Source organism: Paraglaciecola sp. L1A13, from assembly GCF_009796745.1.
Taxonomy (GTDB): domain Bacteria; phylum Pseudomonadota; class Gammaproteobacteria; order Enterobacterales; family Alteromonadaceae; genus Paraglaciecola.
The window spans coordinates 3834567-3860857 of the sequence record NZ_CP047024.1; the positions used below are offsets into that span (position 1 = coordinate 3834567).

Here is a 26291-nt window from a genome sequence, read left to right on the forward strand (position 1 = left end):
AATCAAAATGTCAGATATAAAAGATGTATTGGTACCCGATGTTGGTGGCGATGAAGTAGAAGTCATTGAAGTACTTGTCGCCGTTGGCGACGACGTAGAGGCTGAAACATCACTTATTACAGTAGAAAGCGACAAAGCGAGCATGGATATCCCTGCTCCTTTCGCTGGAAAAATCAGTGAAATTTCAGTCAACGTAGGCGATAAAATCAGCCAAGACCAGCTCATTATGAAGTTGTCTAGTGGTGCCAGTGCGCCGCAAGAAGACAAAACACCAGCACCTGCGCCAGCTCAGGAAGAGCAAGCACCCGCGGCACCAAAGGCTGAGCAAGAAGCGCCTCAAGGGGCAGCGGAGGCTCAAGTCATTGAGGTAAAGGTTCCTGATATTGGTGGAGACACTGATGTTGAGATCATTGAAATACTGGTTGCCGTAGGTGACAGCATTGATGAAGAAACTGGCTTAATTACCTTGGAAACTGATAAAGCGACCATGGACGTGCCCGCTCCTAAAGCGGGTATCGTTAAAGAAATTAAAGTCAAAACAGGGGATAAAGTATCTGAAGGCTCTTTGGTATTGTTGTTAGAAGTAGCAGGAAGTGCCCCGGCGAAAGCTGACGCTGCACCTCAAGCGCAATCGGCTCCAGCTCAACAACAAAGTCAGCCTGAAAGTGCTCCTGCTGTGGAAGAAGAGCAAGCCTCTAGTGAGCCTGAAATTATTGAAGTAAAGGTTCCTGATATTGGTGGAGATACTGATGTTGACGTCATCGAGGTATTGGTTGCAGTTGGCGATAAAATCGACGAAGAAACTGGTTTAATTACCCTAGAAACTGATAAAGCGACCATGGACGTTCCTGCTCCTAAAGCGGGTGTGGTAAAAGAGCTGAAAATCAATGTCGGTGACAAGGTATCGGAAGGTTCAGTTGTATTATTGTTGGAAGTAGCAGGTAGTGCACCAAAGGCAGCCCCTAAAGCAGCACCAAAGGCTCCTGAACCCCAAGCAGCTCAAACTGCTGCTCCGGCAAAAAACACACCTAGATCTGCTCCCGTACCCCACCATCCTTCGGCTGGTGAGCGCACTAAAGCAGGTAAAGTACATGCATCACCTTCAGTGCGCCGTGTGGCGCGGGAATTTGGCGTAGACTTATCTCAGGTTAAGGGGACAGGTCCAAAGAATCGCGTATTGAAAGAAGATATACAATCATACGTTAAGTACGAATTGTCTCGTCCTAAAATGACCGCAGGCTCATCTGTCAGTAGTGGCGGTGGTGGCTTACAAGTACTTGCGCCACCTAAAGTTGATTTCAGTAAATTCGGCGAAATAGAAGAAATTCCATTAACCCGTATCCAGAAAATTTCTGGTCCAAACTTGCATCGTAACTGGGTAACTATCCCACACGTTACTCAGTTTGAAGAAGCTGATATCACAGATTTAGAAGCCTTCCGTAAGCAACAAAATGTTGTCGCTGAAAAGAAAAAGCTTGGCTTTAAAATAACACCGTTGGTGTTTATGATGAAAGCCGTTGCCGATGCGCTGCGAGCTTACCCTGTATTTAATTCTTCATTATCTGCCTCTGGCGAAAGTTTGATCCAGAAGAAGTATTTCCACGTGGGTATTGCTGTTGAAACGCCAAATGGTCTTGTAGTTCCGGTAGTGCGTGATGTCGATAAAAAGGGCATATACGACTTATCGAAAGAGTTAATGGAAATAAGTATCAAAGCCCGAGACGGCAAACTTAAATCCACTGACATGCAAGGCAGCTGTTTCACTATATCTAGCTTAGGCGGAATTGGTGGAACTGCGTTTACACCTATTGTAAATGCTCCGGATGTCGCCATATTAGGTGTATCTAAGAGTGAAATGAAGCCGAAATGGAACGGTAAAGACTTTGAACCAAGGCTAATGTTGCCTTTATCGCTGTCTTACGATCACCGAGTCATTGATGGTGCAGTTGCCGCACGCTTTGCTGTGCACTTGAGTAAAGTCTTGGGTGATTTACGCGAAATGTTACTGTAACGAATAGCGAGGCGATAATGTGCAAAAAGTTATCGCCTTTTCTTTGCTAACCAGTCATCGGCTAGGTAGAATTTCGCCGAGTCTGGAAGAAAATCAATAGATTGAGGTCAAAATGAGCGAAATAAAAACTCAGTTGGTAGTGCTTGGTGCGGGCCCCGGTGGTTATTCCGCAGCTTTCCGTGCAGCCGACTTAGGTATCGAAACTGTAATTGTTGACGTAAACAGCAAACTGGGTGGCGTATGCTTGAACGTAGGTTGTATACCTTCCAAAGCATTGCTTCACGTCGCGAAAGTCATAGAAGAAGCTAAAGCATTATCTGCTCATGGCGTAGATTTTGGTGAACCAAAATTTGATCTAGACAAAATTCGTGGTTGGAAAGACAGTGTCGTTGACAAACTAACCGGTGGTCTTGCTGGTATGTCTAAAATGCGCAAAGTTAAGCATGTTCAAGGCTACGGAAAATTCACTGGTGCTAATACTCTTGAAGTTGTTGGCGACGATGGCAAAACAACCATTTCTTTCGATAATGCAATTATCGCGGCTGGTTCTGAGCCTGTTAGTTTGCCTTTTATCCCACAAGATGATCCTCGTGTAATTGACTCAACTGGCGCACTAGAGATGGCTGACATCCCTGGAAAAATGCTCGTATTGGGTGGTGGTATTATCGGTCTTGAAATGGGCACGGTATACAGCGCGCTAGGGTCAAAAATCGATGTGGTAGAGTTCTTGGACCAATTGGTTCCAGCGGCTGATAAAGACATCGTTAAAATTTATCAAAAAACCGTTAAAGATAAATTCAACATCATGCTTGAAACCAAGGTAACAGCGGTTGAAGCAAAAGATGACGGTTTGTATGTCACGTTTGAAGGTAAACAAGCGCCAGCAGAACCCGTTAAATACGACAAAGTATTAGTCGCTGTTGGCCGTCGCCCTAACGGTAAGTTAGTTGACGCTGACAAAGCAGGCGTAACGGTCGATGAGCGCGGCTTTATCAATGTTGATAAGCAAATGCGTACCAACGTTAGCAGTATCTTTGCGATCGGTGATTTAGTAGGTCAGCCTATGCTAGCCCATAAAGCTGTACATGAAGGCCATGTAGCTGCCGAAGTTATCTCTGGTATGAAGCATTACTTCGACCCTAAATGTATACCGTCAGTTGCTTATACCGAACCAGAAATGGCATGGGTTGGTTTAACTGAAAAAGAAGCAAAAGAACAAGGTGTTAGCTATGAAACAGCTAGTTTCCCTTGGGCGGCTTCTGGTCGTGCGATTGCCTCTGCTGCCACTAACGGTATGACTAAGCTTATTTTCGATAAAGACACACACCGCATTATCGGTGGTGCCATTGTTGGAACGAATGCGGGTGAAATGTTGGGTGAAATCGGTCTTGCTATCGAAATGGGTGCTGATGCAGAAGATATCGCATTAACTATCCATGCGCATCCTACATTGAATGAGTCTATTGGTTTAGCCGCTGAAATGTATGAAGGTAGCATTACAGATTTGCCTAATCCAAAAGCGAAGAAGAAGAAGTAAATACGGCCGAGGAACTGCTTAGTTCCGTTGCCAAAAAGGGCCTTCGAAGGCCCTTTTTTATTGCCTTTGAACCTGAAAAATATCTCTTTTTATCGTCAGCTGCGTCGAAATAGCAAGTTATTCAGCTAAACGACTTATGTTACAAATTTTCACACTTATTCATCCAAGGTTTTTGCACTCGTCTCAAGTTGTCATTAGACTGCTGACTGCTAAAAACGACAGAAAAAAAGTGAGTACACCGCCCCCTAAAGGTACTTTAGGCATAATCGTGTATCATCACTTCACAAGGAAAAATATGAAAAAGCTATCTTTAGTAGCAATGAGCGTATGCATTGCTTTGGGTCTTAGCGCATGCAGTCCTGCGCCAGAACAAAAATCAGAAAACAAGCAAGAGGCAACGAAAGTTGTTGAGAAGAAAGCCCCTGTACTATCTGGTATTGATTTAACCGCGATCGATGAAACTGTCCGTCCACAAGACGATTTATTTCGTCATGTAAACGGTACTTGGTTAGAAAACACAGAGATCCCCGGCGATAAGTCGACCTACGGTGTATTCAATGTCTTATACGATAACACGCAAGATAATCTGAAAGCGCTTATCCAAGAAGCTGCGGACACTGATACCAAAAAAGGGTCTAACACTCAAAAGTTAGGCGACATGTACAACAGCTATATGGATGTTGATCTCGCTAACAAATTAGGCCTTTCTCCCTTGCAAGCCGAGCTTGATAGCATCAATAATATCAGTGATATGAAACAAGTATCAGCTAAGTTTGGTGAACTATATACAAAAGGTATTGGTGGTATATTCAATTTTTATGTATCTCCGGACGCGAAAAATCCTGAAGTGGTGGGCATGTACTTAATCCAAGGTGGTTTAACGCTACCTGATCGCGATTATTACAGCAAAAACGAAGATAAATTTGTGAAATTTCGCGAAGCTACACAAAAGTATATGGCTGACTTGCTTACCACCGCTGGCGCTGAAGACTCTGAAATGGCCGCTAGCGACTTAATGGATTTAGAAAAAGACATTGCCTCTAAACACATTTCTCGTGTTGAAAGTCGCGATGCAGAAAAGAACTATAACAAGCGCAGTGCCGAAGAAGTAAAGAGCCTAATGGGTAGTAGCTTTGATTGGCAGGCATATGCAGATGCGAGTGGCATTGGTAGTGTTGAGGAAATCATCGTGCGCAATATGCCGTATTTTGAAGCCGTTGGTGAAATTTACGCGAATCATGACGTGCAAGTGTGGAAAAACTATCTTACTTACAACCTTGTTGATGCATATGCATCGCAATTAAACGAAGAGCTGGTAAACCTGCATTTTGATTTTCATTCAAAAACATTAAATGGTATTCCAGAACAACAACCTCGCTGGAAACGCGCCGTTGCCGCTACCAGTAGTGTCTTAGGTGAAGTGCTAGGCCAACAATATGTTGAACGTCATTTTACGCCTGAAGCTAAAGCAAAAATGGATGAGTTAGTTAAAAATCTAACCAAAGCTTACGGTGAAAGCATCGATACATTAGATTGGATGTCGCCTGAAACCAAAAAAGCCGCCCGTGAAAAGCTCGCTAAGTTTACACCTAAAATTGGTTACCCTGATAAATGGCGCAGTTACGATGATTTAACAATTCATGCGGATGACTTAGTTGGCAATTACATTCGTTATTTCGAATTTGATCATGCAGTTGACGTTGCTAAAATCGGCAAACCTGTTGATAAAGCAGATTGGGGCATGACGCCGCAAACCATCAACGCCTATTACAGCCCAGTGCGCAATGAAATTGTCTTCCCCGCAGGGATCCTACAATCACCTTTCTTCGACATGACTGCTGACGACGCAGTTAACTACGGTGCTATAGGTGCTGTTATAGGGCATGAAATTGGTCACGGATTTGACGACCAAGGTTCTAAATACGATGGTGATGGTAATTTACGCAGTTGGTGGAGTGATGCGGATCGCAGTGCATTTGATGTTTTGGGCAAAAAACTCGTTGCTCAGTTTGATGCCTTTGAGCCCATCCCTGATCAACACGTGAATGGTGAGCTTACCCTTGGCGAGAATATCGGCGATTTAGCAGGTGTAACCATTGGGTATAAGGCCTATCACATGTCTCTTGGAAATGACGAGGGTAAAGTCATTGACGGCTTAACGGGCGACCAGCGCTTCTTTATGGGTTATGCCCAAGTATGGCGTAGCAAAATGCGTGAGGATGCATTACGTGCTCGTTTGCTGAGCGACCCTCATTCACCTGGCGAGTACCGTGTGAATGGTATCGTAGGTAACGTAGATGCCTTTTATCAAGCCTTTGATGTTAAAGAAGGCGATAAGATGTATCTGTCGCCAGAAGACCGCGTTAAAATTTGGTAATATAAATTAAATACCAACATCATAGCCAACTCGGATATCACATCTGAGTTGGCTTTTTTATGCGTGGCTTTGTGCTAGGCATTTGTGTTGGTACGTTAATTTTAACACTCCATCATTGTTAGCAGTACCATTTTACCTCAGCTCATCGTAAACTTTAATCAATCAAGTGATTGAGAACCCTGTATTGCAACAACTCGAAATATTCCACATAGACAGCCCTTGTATTGGTATATGCCAGTCGGGTCCTCGTGGGTATTGTCTAGGGTGTTACCGTTCTAGAGAGGAACGTTTGCACTGGATTAACTTGGACGATCACGTTAAGAGCAAAATCGTTAAAGCGTGTGCATTACGTAAAAAGCGCGCATTTGCCCGCAAGCGCAGCACAGAAACCGTTGTCTCTGAAGATCCTGTTCAAGGCAATTTGCTCGATTAAACGACTCTTTGGTTCGGCTCAAGATCATTGTTTGTCAATGATGCGACTTGAGCAATATCACCAACTATCTGTTGCCATAGCTCAGTCGGCAAGGTGTGTCCCATGCCGGCATAAACCCGAAGTTTTGCGCCTGAAATGGCACTAGCAGTTGCATGCCCGTTACTGACTGGCAACATAGGATCTGCATCACCATGAATAACCAACGTAGGAAGTGACAACGCGTTTAACGCCTATGTTCTGTCTTTGGCAGCTAATATTGCGGCAAATTGTCGCAACACACCTTGTGAACTAACTCCTCGGTCATATGCTTTGTTAATCAATTTAGACGTACGTAACCAATCAAATGTATAGAAATTTCCATGTAGGGTTCGCCAAAATTCAATGCCACTAGCAATACCTTTATCCCGTTTTTTAGGCATGGGTTTAAGTAATTTAAGGACGACGTCCTTATTCGGTTTATGCAACTTTTTATTACCTGTACTGGACATAATTGACGTTAGACTTAATACCTTTTGTGGATATTCAATCGCTAAAATTTGAGCAATCATGCCACCCATAGACGCACCAACAATATGCGCTTTAGGCACATTTAAGTATTCCATTAAACAAACAACGTCGTTCGCCATATCAAGTAACGTGTAAGGAATAGGTATCTGCGCACCGAGCAAACCGCTTGCAATAAGTTGCAATAAATTTGGCGTAAACTGGTCGTCGATGTATGTACTTTCCCCTACATCTCGATTATCGAAACGGATAACCCAAAAACCGTGTTCTGCAATTAGTTGGCAAAACTCATCTTCCCAGAAAATACGCTGAGCGCCGAGTCCCATAATCAACACCAAAGGTATGTTCTGTTTGGTGCCGAAAGTATCGTATGCAATCTGAAGAGGTACTGTATTGTTTTTGCAATTTAGTTCGATTAACTGGGTCTTTGTCATAAAAATTGTAACCTAAATCAGTTTTTAGCCCATGGTATGCGCAAAAATATGGCCATACCAAGATAGAATAACGTTTAACACTGTTATCTTTCTGGCTATGCAAAATGACTTTAGTTCCGCATATCTCATTCCATGCTTATACTGAACCTAAAACACTAAAAGGGAACGTTACATGTTATCTGCTGAAGAATATGCCCTTCACGCCACTCAATCTTTCACCCTACCGCAAACGTGTGTTCAGCTCCGACGTCTGCTTGATAATGATAAATCCGACTCCAACGACATAGCTAAGATAATATCTAATGATCCAGCTCTTGGTGCAAAGCTCCTTAAGTTAGCCAACAGCGCTCTATTTCGCTTCGAATATCAAATCGACGATATTGACAAAGCGATAACTGTTGTAGGGGGAGAAGCCCTGTACAATTTAATGATGGCAGAAACCGCCAGTTCTGCATTCGAGCACTTCAGCAATGATGCGATCGATTTACGACGTTTTTGGCTGCAAAGTGTTTACGCTGGGTTAGTTGCAAAACATCTGGCCAAAATTGCTGGTATTCGCACCAGTGGACGTTATTTTGTAATCGGTTTACTGCATAATATTGGAGAGCTGATAGTGGCAGTCAACACGCCTAATTTTGCGGCACAATGTTCTCAATATAGTACCGAGGTACCTCCCTGGGAACGCCAAAAGCTTGTACTTGGCTTCTGTTACACCGACTGTACTCATGCGTTACTAAAGCAATGGAACCTACCGCTGAATTTGTACCAAGGACTGCCTAAGACCCACACTGAAATGGTTGATTGCAGTCAAGCAGATGGATTGATGTTTATAGTGTACCGAGCGGCATTAGTATTGGTTGAACCTGAGAAATTTAATTTTTCGAATTTAATTCCCCTTTCGTTACTGCAAAAGATGGGGCTAACGGAACAAGACATTATCGACAGCATGAAATTTGCTCAAATGGAAGCTGCAACACTGATAAGTGTACTACGCTCTTAATTGCCAAAAGCTAGCCTAAAGTTCTAGACATTGGCCGCGTATAGGGATGCATTTTATACTCCAGTTAGTTATAATGCCGTGCATCATCCTACATATACTCATCTTACTTCGAAGAATAATGTTCAGATACCTAATTTTGCTGGCTCTGTGTTTCCCCTGTCATGCTCAGATTAACATTATGCGTTCTCTCTATATGTCGGACAGCGTTGGCTCGCTTCCAGAATCTGGTAGCAATATTTCAGCTACCGGTGAATTAGGTATACTGGCCAACAAAGGCAACACCAACTCCTCGAGTATAAACGCCAAATTTAACATTAGTCACGAACTAGAAAAGTGGAGTTATCAAGCTATCGCCAGTACCCGTTATAAAACCTCTGAAGAGGACGATGACGGGCAAGAGTATGATGTGACAACTGCACAGAAGAACTTTATCTCAACTCAAATTGATTTCAAACTTGCTTCCCCTGATGAACGTATATTCATCTATGCTGAATACGAAAATGATCGTTTCGATGTTTATGATTACCAAACGTTAGTCGCTAGTGGCTGGAGTGAACGCTTATGGCGCGATGAATTCAGTGAATTTAAGTATAGCGTCGGGCCGGGCTACGCCATTGCTGAAGCAAGAAATGATGAAGAGAATGATGACTTGCAAGGTGTCATCCTGCGGACCGCTTTGGAGTACACTTTAGAAATTTCAAAGTCGGCACAGTTTCGTCAGTTTATCAGCACTGAAACCGACCCCGAATACACCAGAACAAAATCTGAGACGTCACTTTCCACTAAAATTTTTGGCTCATTAGCCATGAAGTTATCGTTTATTATGGAACACAATAGTAATGCAGAAGTGTCCCAAGAGAGCTTAGACACGGAAACTGCTGTGACGCTTGTTTACCATTTTTTTTAATTCGCCATTGCCCTAACAAATTTAATTTTCAACTTTAGGATATTTTTATGAAAAAAACGCTTATCGCCACCGGACTACTACTCACCGGAAATGCCTTCGCCCAAGAAGAAGTTAAACCATTTACTATGGATGGCGAGCTAGGCTTTATCGCTACGTCGGGTAATACTGAAACCACCTCTTTAAATGCAAAATTGTCTGCTCACCAAGAGCTAGAACAATGGAGCAATGATTTCTTGTTTGAAGGGTTATACAAGAATGACGATGTCGCCATTGACGACGATACCAGCGAAAAACAAACCACCGCCCAAAAATTCTTTATATCGGGTCAAGGTAACTACAAGTTAGCTAACCCTGATCACCGTTTATTCGCATTCGGTTCGTACGAAGATGACCGTTTCAGCAGCTTTAATTATCAATCAACGGTTGCAGCTGGTTGGAGCCAAAAGTTGTGGGACAACGAAACCACAAAATTTGAATACAGTGTGGGTCCTGGTTACTCATTTGCTGAAACTGCTGAAGGCGAAGACGCAGACAGCGCCATTGTTCGTGGTGCTTTAGGCTTCAATTGGAAAATTTCTGATACGGCCACATTTAAACAAACAATGAGTACGGAAGTCGGTGAAGATAACACCAAGTCAAAATCAATTACTTCGCTATCAGCAAAGATAAACAGCTCCTTGTCGATGAAGTTGACTTTCACCTTGGATCACAACTCCAACGTGACGAGCGATACAGAGAAGCTAGATACACAAACGGCCGCAACCATCGTTTACACGTTCTTCTAAACGAGCATATTTAAGCACAAAAAAAGGCAACTTAGGTTGCCTTTTTTTGTGCCTGTTATTTTACTTAACGCCATCTAAATTGAACGACACCTAGGGTCTGTCGTTGGTCTTGCTTTGGCTGCTCGGCCAATGTTGCACGATTGTAGGCGCGATTGTGGTTAACGTGTTGTTCTAACCCTAATTGCCAACTTTTATTAATATTGTAACGCCAAGCGATGGTCAAACCCCTGCCGTTACTTTTATTAATATCATTGGGGAAAATATCGTCTTCAGTTACCCTAAAATTATCAATACGGGCACTTACACGGTGTGCACCAAGCTTATGGCTGTACATCAAGTACCATGCATCAAAGTTGATATAAACAAAGCGCTGACCCATCACACTACTGCCAGTTAACCACTGAGCAATAAGCCTCGCGTTCGAAGTAAAATCATGTGAGAAAGCCAACGAATGAAATTTCGTTCGCCAAGCGTATAAGCGCTGATGATTCACTACATTTGGATCGGCCTGATTATCGTACAAATAATAACGCAACTGCGTTTTTTTATAATAGCTAAGATGTGCCCCTAAATAAAATCCAACGCGCCCATCAAGTTCATGAAAAGGCTCAACGTAAGATGGATGAAAAATACCATCCGGGTCATTTACGGTTGGGTAGTTGGCAAATATCAGCCTGTCATTTTGTAGACTTTGTCGGTCGTGCATGGCGAACCCTCGCCAACTCAAAATTGTACCTAATGTATCATTTCCCTTAAATGCCCCTACGAGTACTTCCCAGGATAACGGGCTTCGACTGCTTCGACCCGAGTTATACAACGACACCTCAACGCCTGCGACGCGTAGTTCTTCGCCTACCCAACTATTAATAGACGATTGTGTATAGGTATATGGAGATAACCAGCCAATATCAACGTTTTCTAGAGACATCCTGGGATAAAAAAATCCGGCCCGCGCTTTAAACCGCGCAGAACCAATAGACAAGGGTTTATAGTTCACAACGGCTTGAGTCACCCCCAGATGCTGTTCACCGTTTTGATAAACGTTGGCTACTACGTTATAAGACAAACTAGAGGTAAATTTACCTTTAACGTTCGCCAAGCCTTGCTGTAAATTCAAGCCGTCATCTTGATATTGAACTATACCGGTTCCACCATCAAGCCAAGGAAGCTGACCGTCCGCTTTAACAACATTAGCTTGTACTAATCCGCTAAATTGTTGCGCATTGACCATAGTCAGCTCAGTGAATACAGCCAACAGGCCCAACATGACTCGCTTAAAAAACACTTCACTCATGCTACTAGACGACCACCGGTAAGATTCTCGGCCGAAAGCACAAACTCGTCGACACTTAAGCTTTTGGTTAACAAGAGAGCGTGGGCCTTAGTCCGGCCGAGGATCTGCATAAACGTCAAAGTTGCGCTATCATTTGCCCTTTCGACAATGCTAGCTAAAACTGAGTTATAAGCTAAACCCACAATATTTTCACCATCAATTTAGCATGTTGGTTATTGCCTAAATCCACTGACACAAGCTTATCAATCTTGCGTTTTACTACTGATATTTTTTTTAGCTGAGTCAAGCGAGTGTTCTCCCAATGAGAATGCCAAACAAGCGTTGAGTATGTAGTTGTTGGTAAACTGATTTTGACGGGAAGTAGAAGATGACTGATAAAATATTACTCAGTAATGATAGGGCTTGAAACGATAATCGTGCGTGCAGGAATGTTGTGAAAAACAGCTTATTCATAGTCACCAAATTCATTGTCACTATTTTCGTAAGCTTTAACGTCCGGAAGCAAACTTGAAGGAATTTCCAACGTTATTTGCTCATCGCCTTGAACAGACAGATTTATTTCGAAGGATTCAGGTAAGTCTTGAATACGTGGATGCCAGGCCTTGAGCGAATACTCGCCATCAGGCAAAACAATCATCGCCTTGCCTGCTGTATCCGTCTGTTTAAAATAGGGGGTATCGACGACGTAAATATAACCGAGCATCCAATCGTGCACGTTGCAGCCTAGTTCCACCACACCAACTTTTTCAAATAACAATGGGTTTGCCCTAAGACCTTTATACAATTCTAATTCAAATACTTTGGCTGGCGAGAATGAGTAAACATGGTGTTGAATAGAATCTGAATTGGGAAAGCTGACTTGGGTATTACGCTGCACGGCTAAAATATGCGGTAAAAATTGGGTGTTGACCTGATCCATTATGCCCATCTTACCGACAGGCTCTTGGGGGGCTAGATTTTCAGATGTTAGATATACAACAACATTAGACAATCCCTTATTTTGCTTATCTACCACCGTTATTTCTATATTTCCTGCGTAACTCATAAAACTCGTTACACCTAACAGTAAACCCATGCTGAATATACGCATCACTACCCCAAATTTTTAATAAACACTAACCGTTTTTTAGTCAACTAACTTACGCGTAGCCATTCAAGCTGGCCAACACACGTTTAGCTTCATCAGATTGAGGTGGGTGTCCGTACTCTATTATTTCCTCAAGTAACTCAGTGGCAGACTCAATCTCACCGATTTCTATGTAGGCATGTGCTAAATCAAGCTTAGCGCCAAAACCATCATCACTATCAACATCTACATGATCTGCATCCCCTTGGGCACCAGAGAACTCCCCCATAACAGAGTTTAAATTTAGCGCCTTTTCAGGTGATGGATCGGCGGTAATACTGTCGTTAAGTAACTCATCAACATCTAAAAAATCATTGTCTTGGTCATCGGTGTCATCCAGCTCGTTCCCTTCGAGTAAGGTGGCTATATCAACCGCATCGTCTTGCGCAACTTTTCTATCTGGGGTTTGCAACGACTCGTCGGCCGATGCTTGCCCTAACTCTTCATCTAAGTCATCATCTAGACTTTGTAACATGTCATCAAAAGAGGCCGACTCTAAGTCATCGATTGTTTCGACGTCTTGTACGTCAGCTTCACTTAGCCAGTCTTCTAGCTCAGGAAAATCATCTAATTCATCATTATTTTCAGTTGCTGTAACAGCCGTAGGTCGTGCATATTCAGTTGATGTTTGCTCAGCATCCTCACTTTGTTCATCATCCAACGCGAAGCTTTGCAGTGCACTTTCTAACTCGTCATCATCAAAATCCTCTAACGTACCGATATCATCTAAATCCAAAGCACTGCTAGATTCATCTTTGCGTTCTGAGGTATCTGTTAATGCGTCAGACTCGATATCATCAAAATCAGCTAATGCTTGCTCTAATGCATCATCTATCTCGCTATCATCTGATCTGCTTGATTGATCATTTGATTCTAGAAGATCATCGGTGTCAGTGTCATCATTACTTTGTTCAGCAGCTGTCGCTAGCTCTTCGTCACTATCGTCTAGCGGAGTCGATGAAACATTTGAATCTTGACGTTCATCATCAATATCCTCAGATGATGCCAGCTCCTCTAGTACATGATCATCGGTGCCAGTGCCAGTGTCAGTGTCAGTGTCAGTGTCAGCATTATTTTCTTCAGCAACTGACGCTAGCTCTTCGTCACTATCGTCTAGCGAAGCCGATGAAACATTTGAATCTTGACGTTCATCATCAATAGCCTCAGATGATGCCAGCTCCTCTAGTACATGATCATCGGTGCCAGTGTCAGCATTATTTTGTTCAGCAGCTGACGCTAGCTCTTCGTCGCTATCGACTACCGAAGCTGATGAGGCATTTGTATCTTGAAGTTCATCATCAATAGCCTCAGATAATACCGGCTCTTCTAGTACATGATCATCGATGTCAGTGTCAGTGTCAGTGTCAGTGTCAGTGTCAGTGTCAGAATTACTTTGTTCAGCAGCTGACGCTAGCTCTTCGTCGCTATCGACTACCGAAGCTGATGAGGCATTTGTATCTTGACGTTCATCATCAATAGCCTCAGATGATGCCGGCTCTTCTAGTACATGATCATCGATGTCAGTGTCAGAATTACTTTGTTCAGCAGCTGAGGCTAGCTCTTCGTCGCTATCGACTACCGAAGCTGATGAGGCATTTGTATCTTGACGTTCATCATCAATAGCCTCAGATGATGCCGGCTCCTCCGATAAATAGTCATCGGTTTCTGTTTCTGTTTCTGTTTCTGTTTCTGTATTATTTTGTTCAGGAGCTGATGTTAGCTCTGCGTCTTTATCGTCTAGGGGAGTCGATAAAGCATTTGAATCTTGAAGTTCATCTTGCTGTTCACCGTGATTTTCTGATTTATTAGACTCATCGAGGGTACGATCGACAACGTCTAAGTCATCATTATCTTGCGGTAAATCGAGGGCTTTTTGTGCATCGGGAATACCATTGCCATCACTAATTTCATCGTCGCTAAGCTCTTCAACAGAAGGTTCTTCAGCATAAGGGGGTTCATCAGTTGAGACATCGTCTGGGCTGTCAGCGATGTTGCCATCATCAGCATGGCCAGCCTCTTGCTCTACATTAAATCTGCTCTTTTCTTGCTCGGCTGATTGTTCAACAAGTTCTTGCTGAGCATCATCTGTTTCATTAGTTGCAGGGATTTGCTCGGCAGTACTTTGCTCCAGTGCCGCGTCCAATTCGGGCGCAGATCCAGACTCATCACTAGAAGTCGCTACGTTTTCTTGAGGGGACTCACTTATTGGCGCAGTGTCATTCGCAAGAGTCTGTTCATCCATGCTTGTTGATGAATGATCCTCTGACGACTCGGGCTCTGAACTACCATTGTCTATTTCGGTAAATATATCACCTAACTCTTCGGTGATTTTATCCAGTTCTTGTATGCCATGTTGCGGGGTACCAGTAAACTCAGGCTCATCTTCGTCTTCACCTTCAGGCAACATGTCTTGCATCATTTCAACTTGCTCGAGTTCATCGATCAAGTTGCTGGTGATGTTATCTAGCTCTTCACTTTGTGATGCTATCTCTTTATCGAGTTGTTCCAGTACGTCTTCATTAATGGGATCATCTGCATTGACTTCGGACGATGCAGGAAGCTCCGCTTTAGGTTCAACTAACAGCTCATCGATACTGATTTCAGGCTGCTCGTCAATATCCTCAACGGGAGATAATTCAGCATTATCCACTGGCAAATCGTCAAGTGCATCAGCAGGTGCTTCTTCTTCACTGCTGACACTAGTCTCAATGATATCGTCGTCGACTGTTAGCTCAACATCTTCATCTACCTCCAACTCATCCTCTAAATCGCCTAAGTCGAAGTCATCATCATCAAGATTTTCGTTCTGCAACTCGTCTTGAACTTCAGGTGCGTCACTCTCTGGTTGATCTTGAGGATCGATATCCGCAGCAGTCGTTTCTGTGGGTGCTTCTTGAACCGAGTCGTCTTCGGACAAATCGATGTTGTCCATCTCTTCATCGATTTCGGCGAGAAGATCGTCTTCATCTTCAAATAGATTATCTAAATCATCTTGATCAAGCTCGTCGCTTCCTGCTTCAAAGTTTTCAGTGGGGTTGAGCTCGCTATCCGGCACCAACATATCGTCGCCAAGATCATCAAAGTCGTCTGTTTCTTCCTCGAACGATTCTTTGAGCTCTTCAGCCAATACATCATCAGGCACATCTTGTTCACCAAATAAGCTGTCGTCGTCTAATTCAGAACTGAGCTCTTCACTCAATGCGTCAGACAAGTCGTCCATTTCGCTGGCAACGTAAGTATCCGCGGGCTCGTCTTTAGTCGCCAGCAAATCAAGATCCATCTCAGCTGGCTTTTTGCGTTTGACTAACCAGTAAGCGAAACCTCCGAGTAGTAGCAAGGAAAATAATATGGAGGAAATAATGAGTGTCAGTGGCTTCATTAACCAATCGCTGAACCCGTCTTCTTGCTCGGCGGCTAGCACTTTAGCAGCATCTTCACGAGACTTGGCCAACAGCTCTTCAATGCTTTTACCCATTTGCAGCATTTGCTCATCTCGCAATGCTTCTTGGCTGCGAATTTCCGCTAAATCTTTATTGACCGAATCTAGACTTTCAAAGACCCGTTGGTTTTCGTTGATAATACTTTGCACACTGAGAATAGACTCGGCAAATTGCTGCCGTATTTCTTGGAACTGGCGACTTTGTTCCTCATTGATAGCGCCTAAACGCTTTTCAAGAATTTCTTTGGTTTCATCTAAATCAGTTTTACTGGCCAATTTTTTATTGGTGCTAATGCCGCTGTCAGCAGTTTCACCACCAATGTTGAGTAACTGATTATCATAACGAACTTTAGCAATGGCCTGCCCTTCGCTTACACGACCTACATATTGCGTGGCCGGTAACCGGAGTATCGCGCCATCTCTGAGTAAATTGATGTTATTGCGTTCGAACGCATCCCGGTTGAGTTCGTAGGTTGCGAACATAACTTGGTAGATAGAATGACTTGAGTTTTGACGAGACTGACTGGCAATACGCCAAAGCGTATCTGCTGAGGTAATAGGCCCATAAGTTTGGCCCGAATAATCAGAGTCTGTACTTTTAGGCCCTTTGATACGTACTTGCTGAAAATCGGCCGCTTGCGCTTGTAGGCCAAGAGAAAACGTTAAACTGAGGCTCGCTACAAACAATAGGGCTAGCGTTCGCAAATTCATTGATCCTTTATGCCTCAAAATTAGGGTAAATAAGCTGTTACGAGGTTATTTACAACGTCATTTATTATTATCAATACACGCACTTGAATATAAAAAGCAAAAAGTATTCCATTAATTCATAAACTGCGTGGACTTAAGCCAACGTATCTTACTATAAACCAGAAGGTTAAGATGATCTAGAAAGGTATTAAGGGTCTTCGTCCAGTCTGCTTGTTGCAGATTAACGCTGTAAACACCTAATTATTTAACGTTACGCTATCAAATAGTATCGGCACGCTCTTATAAACAATTAGCTTATAAATAATGAGCCTATAAACAAATAACCCACGGACGCCAAACACGCACCGTGGGTTATCAAGAGGTAGCCAGCGATTACATATAATCGCGGATTAACACCTCAGCGATTTGAATACTGTTAGTTGCTGCACCTTTACGTACGTTGTCAGATACAACCCACATATTTAATCCATTAGGATGGCTAATATCGTTACGTACACGACCAACAAATACCTCATCTTTACCACTTGCATCGCCTACCTGGGTAGGAAATTCGCTCGCTTCAGCTTTCAATACAACACCTGGGGCATTGGCTAATAGTGCTTTGGCATCTTGCGCATCAATTGGGGTACGAGTCTCAATATGAATCGCTTCGCCGTGACCATAGAAAACAGGTACACGAACAGCCGTTGCATTTACGCGAATGCTTTCATCACCTAAAATTTTCTGAGTTTCCCAGACCATTTTCATTTCTTCTTTGGTGTAATCGTTATCTAAAAACACATCAATTTGTGGAATAACGTTAAACGCGATTTGACGACTAAACACCTCTGGCTTTGCTTCTTGACCATTTAACAGCGCCGCTGTTTGTTTCGCGAGCTCGTCCATAGATTCCTTACCGCCACCCGATACCGACTGATAGGTACAAACATTAATACGTTCTATGCCAACTGCATCGTGGATGGGTTTCAATGCAACCATCATCTGAATAGTTGAACAATTTGGGTTAGCGATAATGTTACGATTACGAAAATCGGCTAATGCGTGCGGGTTAACTTCAGGCACCACGAGTGGAATATCGGCTTCATATCGATAGTGAGACGTATTGTCGATCACTACACAACCGGCTTCAGCTGCTATAGGAGCAAACTTTTCAGAAACACTGCCACCAGCTGAAAAGAAACCTAATTGGACTAAGCTCCAGTCAAAGGTGTCTGCGTCTAATACGGTAATCTCTTCACCTTTAAACGTCACCTTACCTCCTGCTGAGCGTGAACTCGCTAATGGATAAAGTTTGTTGACCGGAAATCCTCGTTGCTGAAGAATTTCTATCATATGTTGTCCTACTAAACCTGTAGCACCCAACACGGCGACATCAAAAGACCGAGACATGTAGCATAACTCCTAAAAAGTGAATGTTTGTTTATATATTATTTACGGTTAAATCCGAGAGCGTAGATTGCCTCTGATTCAGGATAATTTCCAGCATTTACGCTTAGTGCAGCGAATTCTCTTCGAATAGAATAGTTTTTTCGGATATATCTAAACTGATCCGGCTGATGAATGCTTTCTTTAAACAGTTTTGAATCATTACGAATGTCATACACACTGAGCACTAATGCGCTAAATAGCGCTTGCCCGCGCAACGTTTCGTCAACACGAATACTATCAGGTTGCGGAACAGGCAAATAGTCACTAAGTTTTTTGGTTGGGGTCAAACCGAACTGCTTGCACACCTGTTGATAAAGCATTTCGGTACCCCGAGCTTTCCCTTCAACGGTATGCCCAGCAATGTGGGCAGTGGCAAGCGCAATAAAAGGTACAAGCGCTTGGTCAATATTCGGTTCATTTTCCCACACATCTAACACTACGTTTAGCTTTTTTCCGGCTTCGAAATTGGCTAATAGTGCTTTATTATCAACCACTTCACCGCGACAGGCATTAATTAACAATTGCGTTTCACTTAGCATTTCTAAACGCTTAGCGTCGAACAGATGGGCCGTATTGTATTTGCCACCTTCAATCAATGGGACATGTAAACTGATTATGTCACATTGCATAATTTGCGACATATCAATGAAATCACGTGAGTCACCGGCATCATCTAACGGCGGATCACATAACAAATGTTGTATCCCTAAGGCCGTTAATTTGGCACTTAAGCTACTACCCACATGCCCAACACCAACAATACCGACAGTTTTTTCGGTTAACTGCCAGTCTAGTTTCTCAGCCATTACGTATAGCGCACTTAACACGTATTCAGCAACCGCAACGGCATTACAACCTGCAGCAGAATGAAGACCTAACCCTCGGCTACGTAAATAATTCGCATCCAAATGGTTGGTGCCAGCAGTCGCGGTACCCACGTAACGAATGTTTTTATTCAAATCCAATAACTGTGCATTGACCTTTGTGGTCGAACGGACCAATAACACATCAGCATCGGCAACACGTTTTGCATCAACGTCTTTATGGGAAAAAACTTGACTATCGCCCAGTTCAGAAAAAAATTCGTCCGCGTAGGGCAAGCTGTCTTCATAATAAATTTTCAATTGGCTCTATCCCTAACTTAAACGCTAAAGCGCCGTATCAGCACCTAAAAAAAGAGCGCAAGTATGCCACGGTGAACCCATAACCGAAATGCCCTGTAGAGACTTTTTATCGTCAATGACTAATGGTCTAATCACTTGATGACTAAACCAAGTTCATTTTTTGAGATGTCGTTAGGTGCCCATGTTAGATTTGCTACCCAATAGCAGGAAGCTAACGAGATAGAAATCAGCTATTTACGCGCACAAATGCTTGGTATAACGCAGCGACTTTATTAGGGGCTTCAAGTTGAGGATAGTGCCCTACATCTAAAGCGTGCGTAGTTGCTTGCGGCAAAAGTGTATTGAACTGCGTCAACATGTGCTGGCCAGATATAGGATCATGTACACCATTTATAAAACACTGGGCAACCTGTGTATGCTGCATCGCGTTTATCCATCGTAAATTATGAACCTTACGCTCATCTATATACGTAAGTAAACGCGGTAATACTCGTCTCCCATGCTTATGTTCTAGCAATCCATATAGCACTTCGATATGTGAAGCTTTAGGCTGACTATTAGGTCCAAAAATCTTATTGAAGCTTTGCTGCAGACTACGCTGACTCATGAAGCGTGCTATGAATGGTCCGATTGGGCTTTTAAGCAATTTCTGGGTCAATAAGGGTCGATGATAATCCGCAAACAGCCCACCATTTAGGTAACAAACGCTTTGAATATCAACGCTTGTTAGCTTATCAAAATGCCGAGTTAACAACTCTTGTGCGACTGAATCACCATAATCGTGGCAAAGAATATGACATTGCTTTATGCCCAACTGATCTAATAGAGCCTCGATCACATCAGCTTGCTCTATCAAGCTATAATTATGTATGTGGGGCTTATCCGATAAGCCGAAGCCCAGTAAATCAAAACTTAGCAAACGATAATCTTTGCGTAACGTTTTCCACTGACCGTGCCAATCCCAAGCAGCACTAGGAAAGCCATGGATCATTACAATCCAAGGCGCCTCACTTTTAGCGGCGGTCTCATCCTGGGCAGTCCAATAGGCAATCTTATATTCGCCTATCTGAGCGTAGTTTGCGCTTTTCTGGTACTGCTCGATACTGGGAAAGGCGCTCATTATTGATCATAACCTGGGTTAGTACGATCGAGTTTACGCAAAATGCCAGGCCAAGCTAATGCGCCTCCCGCAGAGCGAGTCACTTGGTTCGCCTGGGCTTTTATCCCTGCTAAAATTTTCTCAGGAATGTAGACTAATTCTTGCGCTGATGCTTGTGCCTGGAGTTGAATTTCACAGGTTCGCTGCATTAAAAACATACCTAGGAATGCATCTGCAATCGTATCAGCGCAGGTCAGCAAGCCATGATTACGTAATATCATAAAGTTGGTTGTACCTAAATCCGCTACTAAGCGCTTTTTCTCGTCAGGGTTCAAAGCAACGCCTTCGTAATCGTGATAGGACAACGAAGAAAGTACAAACAACGATTGCTGACTTAGCGGTAACAAGCCTTCTTTTTGAGTGGACACAGCAATCCCCGCAGTTGTATGCAAATGCATGACACACTGCGCATCTTCTCGTGCTTCGTGCACAGCACTATGAATAACAAAGCCGGCTGGATTAACGTCATACTCTGATTCCATCACCTTGTTGCCTTGCAAATCAACCTTAACCAAGTTCGACGCAGTGACTTCATCAAACATCATACCGTAGGGGTTGATTAAAAAGTGATGTTCAGGTCCTGGGATGCGAGCCGAAATGTGCGTAAAAACCAAATCGTCCCAGCCGTAATAGGCCACCATGCGATATGCTGCCGCTAAATCAATTCTTGTTTTCCATTCCTGCTCGCTTACTTGTTGTTTAACTGACTGCATAGATTCACTTCTATTGATTGTTAATTTTGTGTCAACAATTTAGTCTACCTCTACCTTACAAACTGTCGCCAATACGACAATCATCCGATAATTCCTATGCAACTTGATACTTTACGTCCTATCCTGAGCCAAAGTCCGTGGTTTAAATCTATTCCTCAGGACGTTATTGAACAACTCGTCAATGCGGCAAAATTTAAACGAGTCGATGCAGGGCAGCTTGTCTACCAAAAGCATGATTTAGGTGATGGCTTATACTGTGTGATGTCCGGAAAAGTGCGCCTAAGTAATGTGACGCTTGAAGGTAAGGAATTAATACTCACTTGGATGCAGCCGGGTAATTGGTTTGGTGAAATATCACTATTCGATGGATTACCTCGCGCGCACGACGCACATGCAGACGAGCCCTGCGAACTGCTCAAAATATCCAGTCTCGATTTCAAAATACTTCTCAAGCAACGTCCTGACCTTTACCCGCATTTTATGCGCTTGTTATGTCAGCGAATTCGCACCACGTTTGCTTTTATCGATGAAACTGGCAGCTTGTCTCTCAAGGGTAAATTATGTGGACGCATTCTATTATTAGCGGAAGGATTAGAGCACCAAGCCCCCATTGAAAAAGGCGCCAGTTTACGTATTTCTCAGGAATCCTTGGCGCTAATGTTGCACAGCTCACGTCAGACAGTAAATAAACTGCTGCAAGAACTACAACAGCAAGCCGTTATTAAAGTTCACTATGGCCAACTTTATATATTGGATCACGCAAAACTAAAGACCTTGTGTCAGATATAGTCTCTTTTTCCCATAAAAGAGTATGCCCCAAATATCTCGCTATACCGGTAATATATTAATATCTTCGTTGCTGCGACAATTTGTCGCGTTTTAAACACAGCTTGTACTTTATATACTCGGACGCAAATCACGTAACATTCAGATAGATAATGCAAATTTCATCCTCTATGTCGTCATCCTACCGGTGCTCTTTTTCTCCTCTTGCGCTGACCATCAGCATTATTTTCTCACTTGCCATACACGCCGAAGAACCAATAGAAGTGGTGAAAGTCAGTGGTCATCAACAGAATAACGTTAGCCAACTAGGTTCAGTTGATGAGTTGTTAAAACAACAAGGTGTCGATTTTTCTGCGGCAGGAGGTATGTCGAGCCTACCGGTATTAAACGGTATGATGGGCGATCGAGTGAAAGTGTTAATTGATGGCGCGGATATCACAGCTTCTTGCGCTAATCACATGAACCCACCGCTGTCGTATGTATCAGCGAATCAGGTACAAGTATTAAATGTGGTCGCGGGGATCAGCCCAGTGAGCGCAGGCGGCGACAACATTGCCGGTGTTATAAGCGTAAACGAGATAGCGCCCTTGTATATTGAAGGTAGTGATATACGTTGGCATTCAGGTTACGCATCGGCCCAATACCGCAGTAATAATCAAGCAAATTCGATTGGCTTCGGTGCTCGTATGGCAAACCAATATTTTAGTCTTGATTACCAAGGTGCATATGAAGATGCTGAAAGTTACGAAGATGGTCATAGTGACAAGGTATTAGATTCGTTATACCGAGCACAAAACCATGCGCTGACCGCTGCAATAAAAGACGATAAACAACAACTTGCCATTAAGTTTACTCATCAAAATATTCCGTTTCAGGGATTTCCAAATCAGTATATGGATATGACCGATAACAAAAGTTACGGCATTACCAGTTTATATCAGCGCCAACTAGATGACGGAAAATTTGAAGCCCAAGTCAACTGGCACGGTGTTAAACATGAGATGGGTTTTTTCAGTGATGAAAAAACCGGTATGATGCCCATGAAAACAGATGCCGATGACTATAGTTATCGGCTGAACTGGCAATTTATTACCGGCAAAAACAATACTGTCAACTTTGGCCATGAATACTTTGATTATCATTTGGATGATTGGTGGCCAGCTATAGAAAACTCGATGATGATGGGACCTAACGATTACCTCAATATTAATGATGGCAAGCGTCAACGAATGGCTGTTTTTGCCGAAACAACCCAATTACTGAGTTCGAGTTGGTGGTTATCAGCAGGTATTCGTCTAGAGCATGTCAGCACGAATACAGGTGAAGTACAGGCCTATACCGAGAACTCATCAATGAGTATGGACACGAGCTCTATGAGTATGTCTATGGATTCTGACATGCCCATAAGCACATTAAACAATAACGATGCGGCAGATATCTTCAATGCAATGAGCAGAAAGCGCAGCGACACATTGCTCGATGCGACGCTTAGTGCACGTTACCTGATTGATGCTAATCAACAAATAGAGTTTGGCTTCGCCCGTAAAAATCGCGCGCCTAACTTGTACGAGCGTTACAGTTGGGGCGTCAGTACAATGGCCACCACCATGATAGGATGGTTCGGTGATGGTAACGGCTATATCGGTAACCCAAATCTCGCCCCCGAAACAGCCCACACCCTAAGCGCAACATATATTGACTCTGGAATAAATAATGATTGGCAGCTTAGTGCGAACCTCTGGTACACATCGGTAAAAGATTATATTGACGCCCACGTTGTTGATTCATTTAACAATACCTCGGTTGATATAGGTACGCGAAATATTCTGCAATTTACAAACGTAGATGCAACCTTGTATGGGGTTAAACTGGCCGGCTCACTACAACTAAGCGATTCTAGGGCTTGGGGACAATGGCAATTGAATGCCGATATCACCAGTACACGTGGAAAACGAGATAATAATAACGGAGACTTATACCAAATCGTACCTCTTAAATCGGCAATAAGTATTGAACAACAATCTGGTGCTTGGCAAAACTCGATTGAATGGCAATGGGTGGCAAGTAAAAAAGACATTGATGATCGACGTTTAGAAAATACCACCAAAAGCTACCATTTAGTTAATTTACACAGCAAACTCAATTGGCAAAACATCACACTATCATTTGCCATCAACAATGTGCTTGACGCTTATTATGAATTACCTATGGGTGGCGTTAGCATTGCTGAATATAAAATGGACAATAGCCAAGGTTTCAACCAATTAGCAGGTGCGGGGCGGTCCGTTAACATTGGCGTGAGTTACGCATTCTAGTACTCTCATGCTCTTTAGCTAAGAGAAAATAGAAAATGTTGTTACTAATGGCAATGGCATTTAAACGCCAATTACGCTTAAACCCTTGGTTAATGCTGAGCATGTTAACGTTAGAAGTCATTGGCATTAATATCGTAATCGCGCTCAATGGTGCCGCAAGTAACCCATTTAATGCTGTTTTGCTGGTTCCCTTAGTATTGGCATTTATGTTACTTCCCTTAGCGCATGCTGCTGGGTTGTTACTGTTAAGTATACTCGCACAAATAATACAAGTGCTATTGCTACCTGAGCAAGGTCATCATCAAGGCATGATGCAAGAGCATTCTTATGCCATGGTCGGCAGTTTTATTTTAACCAGTCTACTTATCGCCATCGTGGTGTGCTACTTCCATTATCAAATTGCCGATCGTGACGGTACGTTGCAGAAACTACGAGAGCGTCAACTGCGAGACGAGCAACTACTGGCAATAGGAACCGCTGCGGCGCAGTTAACACACGATGTGGCCACGCCTGCCCAATCTATCCGTCTGTTATTAGAAGAAGGTGCAGAGCAACAACGTTCGCAAGAATGGCTCCACGCGTTAGATCTGCAATTTCAACGCATCGAGCAGCAATTACGTAATTGGCGTGAAATCGCCGACGATGTGCGAGAACAACGTTTACATCGCTACAAGGTAGATGAACTGACCCATTCGTTGCGTCAATTGCTGCAAATAGCCCGGCCAGAGGCAGAAATTCACTGGCAATCACCACAAGAAAACGCATTACACTTTATCTTAGCCGATCGCACGCTACTGCCTGCCCTTACCAGTGTCATTATTAACGCCTGCGAAGCCGCGTTAAATAGTACGAGCAAACGTGTGCTTGTAACCACGAAAATAAGTAAGATGGGTTGGTATTTGCAAATAGACAATCAAGGACAGAGCTTGCCAGCGGACACACTTGCATCCTTGGGAAGTCAATTTTTACCCAGTCATCACGGCCACGGTATCGGCGCAGTTCTAACCAATGCCACCATTGAGAAATTTTCAGGGGAAGTAAACTGGCAATTTAAACTGGGCACTATGACAACTACAGTTTATCTACCCTTGGACAGCAGCCATGCATAATCTAATACTCATTGATGATGATAATGCGTTTTTAACAGTATTGCAGCGACGCTTACAGCAAACTGGTTTATTTACTGTTAATACCTATACCAATGTCAATGATGCCTTAACAGAACCCTCATCAATAACCCACGGTATACTGCTCGACATGATGCTAGGCGGTAAATCAGGGCTCGACAGCATCGTCGCCCTAAAGACTCATTACCAACCGACCCATCTTATTATGCTGACCGGTTATGCCAGCATTGCCACAACAGTTGAAGCAATGCGCCGAGGCGCAACAGACTACATAACTAAGCCGGTGGGTTTCCAAGAACTGGTCCAGCGTTTTCAAAATGTGTCCCACGCAAGGAACGTCCCGCCAGCCAAACCGATGACTCCAGCTCAAGTAGAATGGGAACATATTCAGCGAGTATTGCTTAACCACAATGGCAATATCAGTGCTACGGCTGAAGCTCTGGGCATGCACAGACGCAGCTTACAACGTAAATTACAAAAATTTTCCCCCAGTAAAAATTAAAAACTACCTAAGCATGGTAAAAAATAAAACGAATCGCTTGCTATGCCCATCATTGAACAGTGTGTCCAGATTGTGGTTGAGCACGACCAGCCCTTGAGAAAAGACCTCATGTATTTGCTTTGTATGCAAGCAAGCTAGTAGACCAACATTCAACATGAGCGTCAGCCAAAATATTACTCTAAATGACACTTTCTGGGTTTTGTGCCGCAAGCGCTGCTGCGCAATAATCGCCCCGGGCCATCCACCAAGCAAAGCCAATAGATGCAATGTTTTTTCTGGTACGCGCCAAGTACCCTTTATTGCGGCAGCCTTATCTTTTTTGTAAAAAACATAAGCCCCTAAACTTAGCATAACGTAAAGCAAGGCTAGCATTAGCGGCGTCAATCCGAGTCCGTAAGACCCAGTTAACCCGAAAATCAATAAATAAATCCAAATGTAATGATAATTCAAACGAGGCTCTTGTAGTTGATGGAATCGGTTTACAGCAAATGAAAGCTCAGGGAAAAATCATATCTATGTCTAATATGAAAATTTTAACTGGCAGGTAAAATACCCTATAACATTTAGACAATACATCAT

The 26291-nt window shown here is 43.2% G+C and carries 21 protein-coding genes and 2 pseudogenes; 11 read left to right on the plus strand and 12 right to left on the minus strand.

The genetic code is table 11. The features are described 5' to 3' along the window. The first annotated feature begins 7 nt into the window (after nucleotides 1–7). The 4 genes from aceF (at nucleotide 8) to GQR89_RS16300 (ending at nucleotide 6358) form a co-directional block, all read left to right on the plus strand. Nucleotides 8–2011 carry a dihydrolipoyllysine-residue acetyltransferase gene (aceF, locus tag GQR89_RS16285; protein ID WP_158771016.1) on the plus strand — a complete coding sequence of 668 codons (2004 nt, stop codon included), beginning with the start codon at nucleotides 8–10 and terminating at the stop codon, nucleotides 2009–2011. A 112-nt stretch (nucleotides 2012–2123) separates the two neighbouring features. Further along, nucleotides 2124–3548 carry a dihydrolipoyl dehydrogenase gene (gene lpdA, locus GQR89_RS16290; protein ID WP_158771017.1) on the plus strand — a complete coding sequence of 475 codons (1425 nt, stop codon included), beginning with the start codon at nucleotides 2124–2126 and terminating at the stop codon, nucleotides 3546–3548. A gap of 295 nt (nucleotides 3549–3843) precedes the next feature. Beyond that, nucleotides 3844–5925, plus strand: coding sequence for a M13 family metallopeptidase (locus GQR89_RS16295; protein WP_158771018.1), 2082 nt, complete (start codon nucleotides 3844–3846; stop codon nucleotides 5923–5925). Between the two features lie 184 nt (nucleotides 5926–6109). Beyond that, nucleotides 6110–6358: a DUF1289 domain-containing protein gene (locus GQR89_RS16300; RefSeq protein WP_158771019.1), complete on the plus strand. Its 249-nt coding sequence runs from the start codon at nucleotides 6110–6112 to the stop codon at nucleotides 6356–6358. Here GQR89_RS16300 and GQR89_RS21590 read toward each other — a convergent pair. Further along, entirely contained in the window at nucleotides 6355–6576 is a 222-nt protein-coding gene (locus tag GQR89_RS21590; RefSeq protein WP_233268996.1) for an alpha/beta fold hydrolase, read from the minus strand. The genes GQR89_RS16300 and GQR89_RS21590 overlap by 4 nt on opposite strands. A gap of 12 nt (nucleotides 6577–6588) precedes the next feature. Further along, nucleotides 6589–7296: an alpha/beta fold hydrolase gene (locus GQR89_RS16305; protein ID WP_233268997.1), complete on the minus strand. Its 708-nt coding sequence runs from the start codon at nucleotides 7294–7296 to the stop codon at nucleotides 6589–6591. Nucleotides 7297–7468: 172 nt separating this feature from the next. On the opposite strand from GQR89_RS16305, the gene GQR89_RS16310 reads away from it, so the two are divergent. The 3 genes from GQR89_RS16310 to GQR89_RS16320 all read left to right on the plus strand — a co-directional run bounded on the left by GQR89_RS16310 (nucleotide 7469) and on the right by GQR89_RS16320 (nucleotide 9988). Continuing rightward, nucleotides 7469–8296: an HDOD domain-containing protein gene (locus tag GQR89_RS16310; protein ID WP_158771020.1), complete on the plus strand. Its 828-nt coding sequence runs from the start codon at nucleotides 7469–7471 to the stop codon at nucleotides 8294–8296. A 193-nt stretch (nucleotides 8297–8489) separates the two neighbouring features. Then, the gene (locus GQR89_RS16315; RefSeq protein WP_158772299.1) at nucleotides 8490–9203 is read left to right on the plus strand and encodes a DUF481 domain-containing protein; all 714 of its coding nucleotides are present in this window, start codon (nucleotides 8490–8492) and stop codon (nucleotides 9201–9203) included. 47 nt (nucleotides 9204–9250) lie between these two features. Beyond that, the gene (locus GQR89_RS16320; protein WP_158771021.1) at nucleotides 9251–9988 is read left to right on the plus strand and encodes a YdiY family protein; all 738 of its coding nucleotides are present in this window, start codon (nucleotides 9251–9253) and stop codon (nucleotides 9986–9988) included. A 64-nt stretch (nucleotides 9989–10052) separates the two neighbouring features. On the opposite strand, the gene GQR89_RS16325 is transcribed toward GQR89_RS16320, so the two are convergent. The 9 genes and pseudogenes from GQR89_RS16325 to GQR89_RS16355 all read right to left on the minus strand — a co-directional run bounded on the left by GQR89_RS16325 (nucleotide 10053) and on the right by GQR89_RS16355 (nucleotide 20982). Further along, complete coding sequence (locus GQR89_RS16325) at nucleotides 10053–11255, minus strand: hypothetical protein (RefSeq protein WP_233269163.1); 1203 nt, start codon at nucleotides 11253–11255, stop codon at nucleotides 10053–10055. Between the two features lie 472 nt (nucleotides 11256–11727). Continuing rightward, complete coding sequence (locus GQR89_RS16330) at nucleotides 11728–12372, minus strand: methylamine utilization protein (protein ID WP_233268999.1); 645 nt, start codon at nucleotides 12370–12372, stop codon at nucleotides 11728–11730. A 49-nt stretch (nucleotides 12373–12421) separates the two neighbouring features. Further along, entirely contained in the window at nucleotides 12422–15892 is a 3471-nt protein-coding gene (locus GQR89_RS16335; RefSeq protein WP_370461084.1) for a FimV/HubP family polar landmark protein, read from the minus strand. A 304-nt stretch (nucleotides 15893–16196) separates the two neighbouring features. Next, nucleotides 16197–16244, minus strand: a pseudogene (locus tag GQR89_RS21770) (hypothetical protein); the annotation flags it as partial. Next, nucleotides 16238–16558: pseudogene (locus GQR89_RS21775) on the minus strand (FimV/HubP family polar landmark protein); the annotation flags it as partial. The pseudogenes GQR89_RS21770 and GQR89_RS21775, both read right to left, overlap by 7 nt. Nucleotides 16559–16930: 372 nt before the next feature. Then, entirely contained in the window at nucleotides 16931–17947 is a 1017-nt protein-coding gene (locus GQR89_RS16340) for an aspartate-semialdehyde dehydrogenase (protein ID WP_158771024.1), read from the minus strand. A gap of 38 nt (nucleotides 17948–17985) precedes the next feature. Further along, the gene (locus GQR89_RS16345; protein WP_158771025.1) at nucleotides 17986–19110 is read right to left on the minus strand and encodes a 4-phosphoerythronate dehydrogenase; all 1125 of its coding nucleotides are present in this window, start codon (nucleotides 19108–19110) and stop codon (nucleotides 17986–17988) included. 226 nt (nucleotides 19111–19336) lie between these two features. Then, nucleotides 19337–20230 (minus strand): alpha/beta fold hydrolase, encoded by an 894-nt coding sequence (locus GQR89_RS16350; RefSeq protein ID WP_158771026.1) that lies wholly within the window; start codon nucleotides 20228–20230, stop codon nucleotides 19337–19339. Continuing rightward, entirely contained in the window at nucleotides 20230–20982 is a 753-nt protein-coding gene (locus GQR89_RS16355) for a class II aldolase/adducin family protein (RefSeq protein ID WP_158771027.1), read from the minus strand. Before GQR89_RS16355 ends, GQR89_RS16350 begins: the two co-directional genes overlap by 1 nt. Nucleotides 20983–21078: 96 nt before the next feature. On the opposite strand from GQR89_RS16355, the gene GQR89_RS16360 reads away from it, so the two are divergent. From GQR89_RS16360 to GQR89_RS16375, 4 genes are all read left to right on the plus strand, one after another. Next, nucleotides 21079–21771: a Crp/Fnr family transcriptional regulator gene (locus tag GQR89_RS16360; RefSeq protein WP_158771028.1), complete on the plus strand. Its 693-nt coding sequence runs from the start codon at nucleotides 21079–21081 to the stop codon at nucleotides 21769–21771. A 149-nt stretch (nucleotides 21772–21920) separates the two neighbouring features. Then, complete coding sequence (locus GQR89_RS16365; protein ID WP_158771029.1) at nucleotides 21921–24083, plus strand: TonB-dependent receptor; 2163 nt, start codon at nucleotides 21921–21923, stop codon at nucleotides 24081–24083. A gap of 35 nt (nucleotides 24084–24118) precedes the next feature. Next, entirely contained in the window at nucleotides 24119–25192 is a 1074-nt protein-coding gene (locus tag GQR89_RS16370) for an ATP-binding protein (protein ID WP_158771030.1), read from the plus strand. Continuing rightward, nucleotides 25185–25712: a response regulator transcription factor gene (locus GQR89_RS16375; protein WP_158771031.1), complete on the plus strand. Its 528-nt coding sequence runs from the start codon at nucleotides 25185–25187 to the stop codon at nucleotides 25710–25712. Before GQR89_RS16370 ends, GQR89_RS16375 begins: the two co-directional genes overlap by 8 nt. A gap of 3 nt (nucleotides 25713–25715) precedes the next feature. Here GQR89_RS16375 and GQR89_RS16380 read toward each other — a convergent pair whose 3' ends face one another. Next, nucleotides 25716–26084, minus strand: a complete 369-nt coding sequence (locus tag GQR89_RS16380) for a DUF1294 domain-containing protein (RefSeq protein ID WP_233269000.1) — start codon at nucleotides 26082–26084, stop codon at nucleotides 25716–25718. Nucleotides 26085–26291: the final 207 nt, after the last annotated feature.

Excerpts from the sequence above, each read along its gene's own strand:
- aceF (WP_158771016.1), top strand. The coding sequence starts at position 8 with ATGTCAGATATAAAAGATGTATTGGTACCCGATGTTGGTGGCGATGAA.
- lpdA (WP_158771017.1), top strand. The coding sequence starts at position 2,124 with ATGAGCGAAATAAAAACTCAGTTGGTAGTGCTTGGTGCGGGCCCCGGT.
- GQR89_RS16295 (WP_158771018.1), top strand. The coding sequence starts at position 3,844 with ATGAAAAAGCTATCTTTAGTAGCAATGAGCGTATGCATTGCTTTGGGT.
- GQR89_RS16305 (WP_233268997.1), bottom strand. The coding sequence starts at position 7,296 with ATGACAAAGACCCAGTTAATCGAACTAAATTGCAAAAACAATACAGTA.
- GQR89_RS16310 (WP_158771020.1), top strand. The coding sequence starts at position 7,469 with ATGTTATCTGCTGAAGAATATGCCCTTCACGCCACTCAATCTTTCACC.
- GQR89_RS16315 (WP_158772299.1), top strand. The coding sequence starts at position 8,490 with ATGTCGGACAGCGTTGGCTCGCTTCCAGAATCTGGTAGCAATATTTCA.
- GQR89_RS16320 (WP_158771021.1), top strand. The coding sequence starts at position 9,251 with ATGAAAAAAACGCTTATCGCCACCGGACTACTACTCACCGGAAATGCC.
- GQR89_RS16325 (WP_233269163.1), bottom strand. The coding sequence starts at position 11,255 with ATGTTGGGCCTGTTGGCTGTATTCACTGAGCTGACTATGGTCAATGCG.
- GQR89_RS16330 (WP_233268999.1), bottom strand. The coding sequence starts at position 12,372 with ATGCGTATATTCAGCATGGGTTTACTGTTAGGTGTAACGAGTTTTATG.
- GQR89_RS16335 (WP_370461084.1), bottom strand. The coding sequence starts at position 15,892 with ATGCTGCAAATGGGTAAAAGCATTGAAGAGCTGTTGGCCAAGTCTCGT.
- GQR89_RS16340 (WP_158771024.1), bottom strand. The coding sequence starts at position 17,947 with ATGTCTCGGTCTTTTGATGTCGCCGTGTTGGGTGCTACAGGTTTAGTA.
- GQR89_RS16350 (WP_158771026.1), bottom strand. The coding sequence starts at position 20,230 with ATGAGCGCCTTTCCCAGTATCGAGCAGTACCAGAAAAGCGCAAACTAC.
- GQR89_RS16355 (WP_158771027.1), bottom strand. The coding sequence starts at position 20,982 with ATGCAGTCAGTTAAACAACAAGTAAGCGAGCAGGAATGGAAAACAAGA.
- GQR89_RS16360 (WP_158771028.1), top strand. The coding sequence starts at position 21,079 with ATGCAACTTGATACTTTACGTCCTATCCTGAGCCAAAGTCCGTGGTTT.
- GQR89_RS16365 (WP_158771029.1), top strand. The coding sequence starts at position 21,921 with ATGCAAATTTCATCCTCTATGTCGTCATCCTACCGGTGCTCTTTTTCT.
- GQR89_RS16370 (WP_158771030.1), top strand. The coding sequence starts at position 24,119 with ATGTTGTTACTAATGGCAATGGCATTTAAACGCCAATTACGCTTAAAC.
- GQR89_RS16375 (WP_158771031.1), top strand. The coding sequence starts at position 25,185 with ATGCATAATCTAATACTCATTGATGATGATAATGCGTTTTTAACAGTA.
- GQR89_RS16380 (WP_233269000.1), bottom strand. The coding sequence starts at position 26,084 with ATGCTAGCCTTGCTTTACGTTATGCTAAGTTTAGGGGCTTATGTTTTT.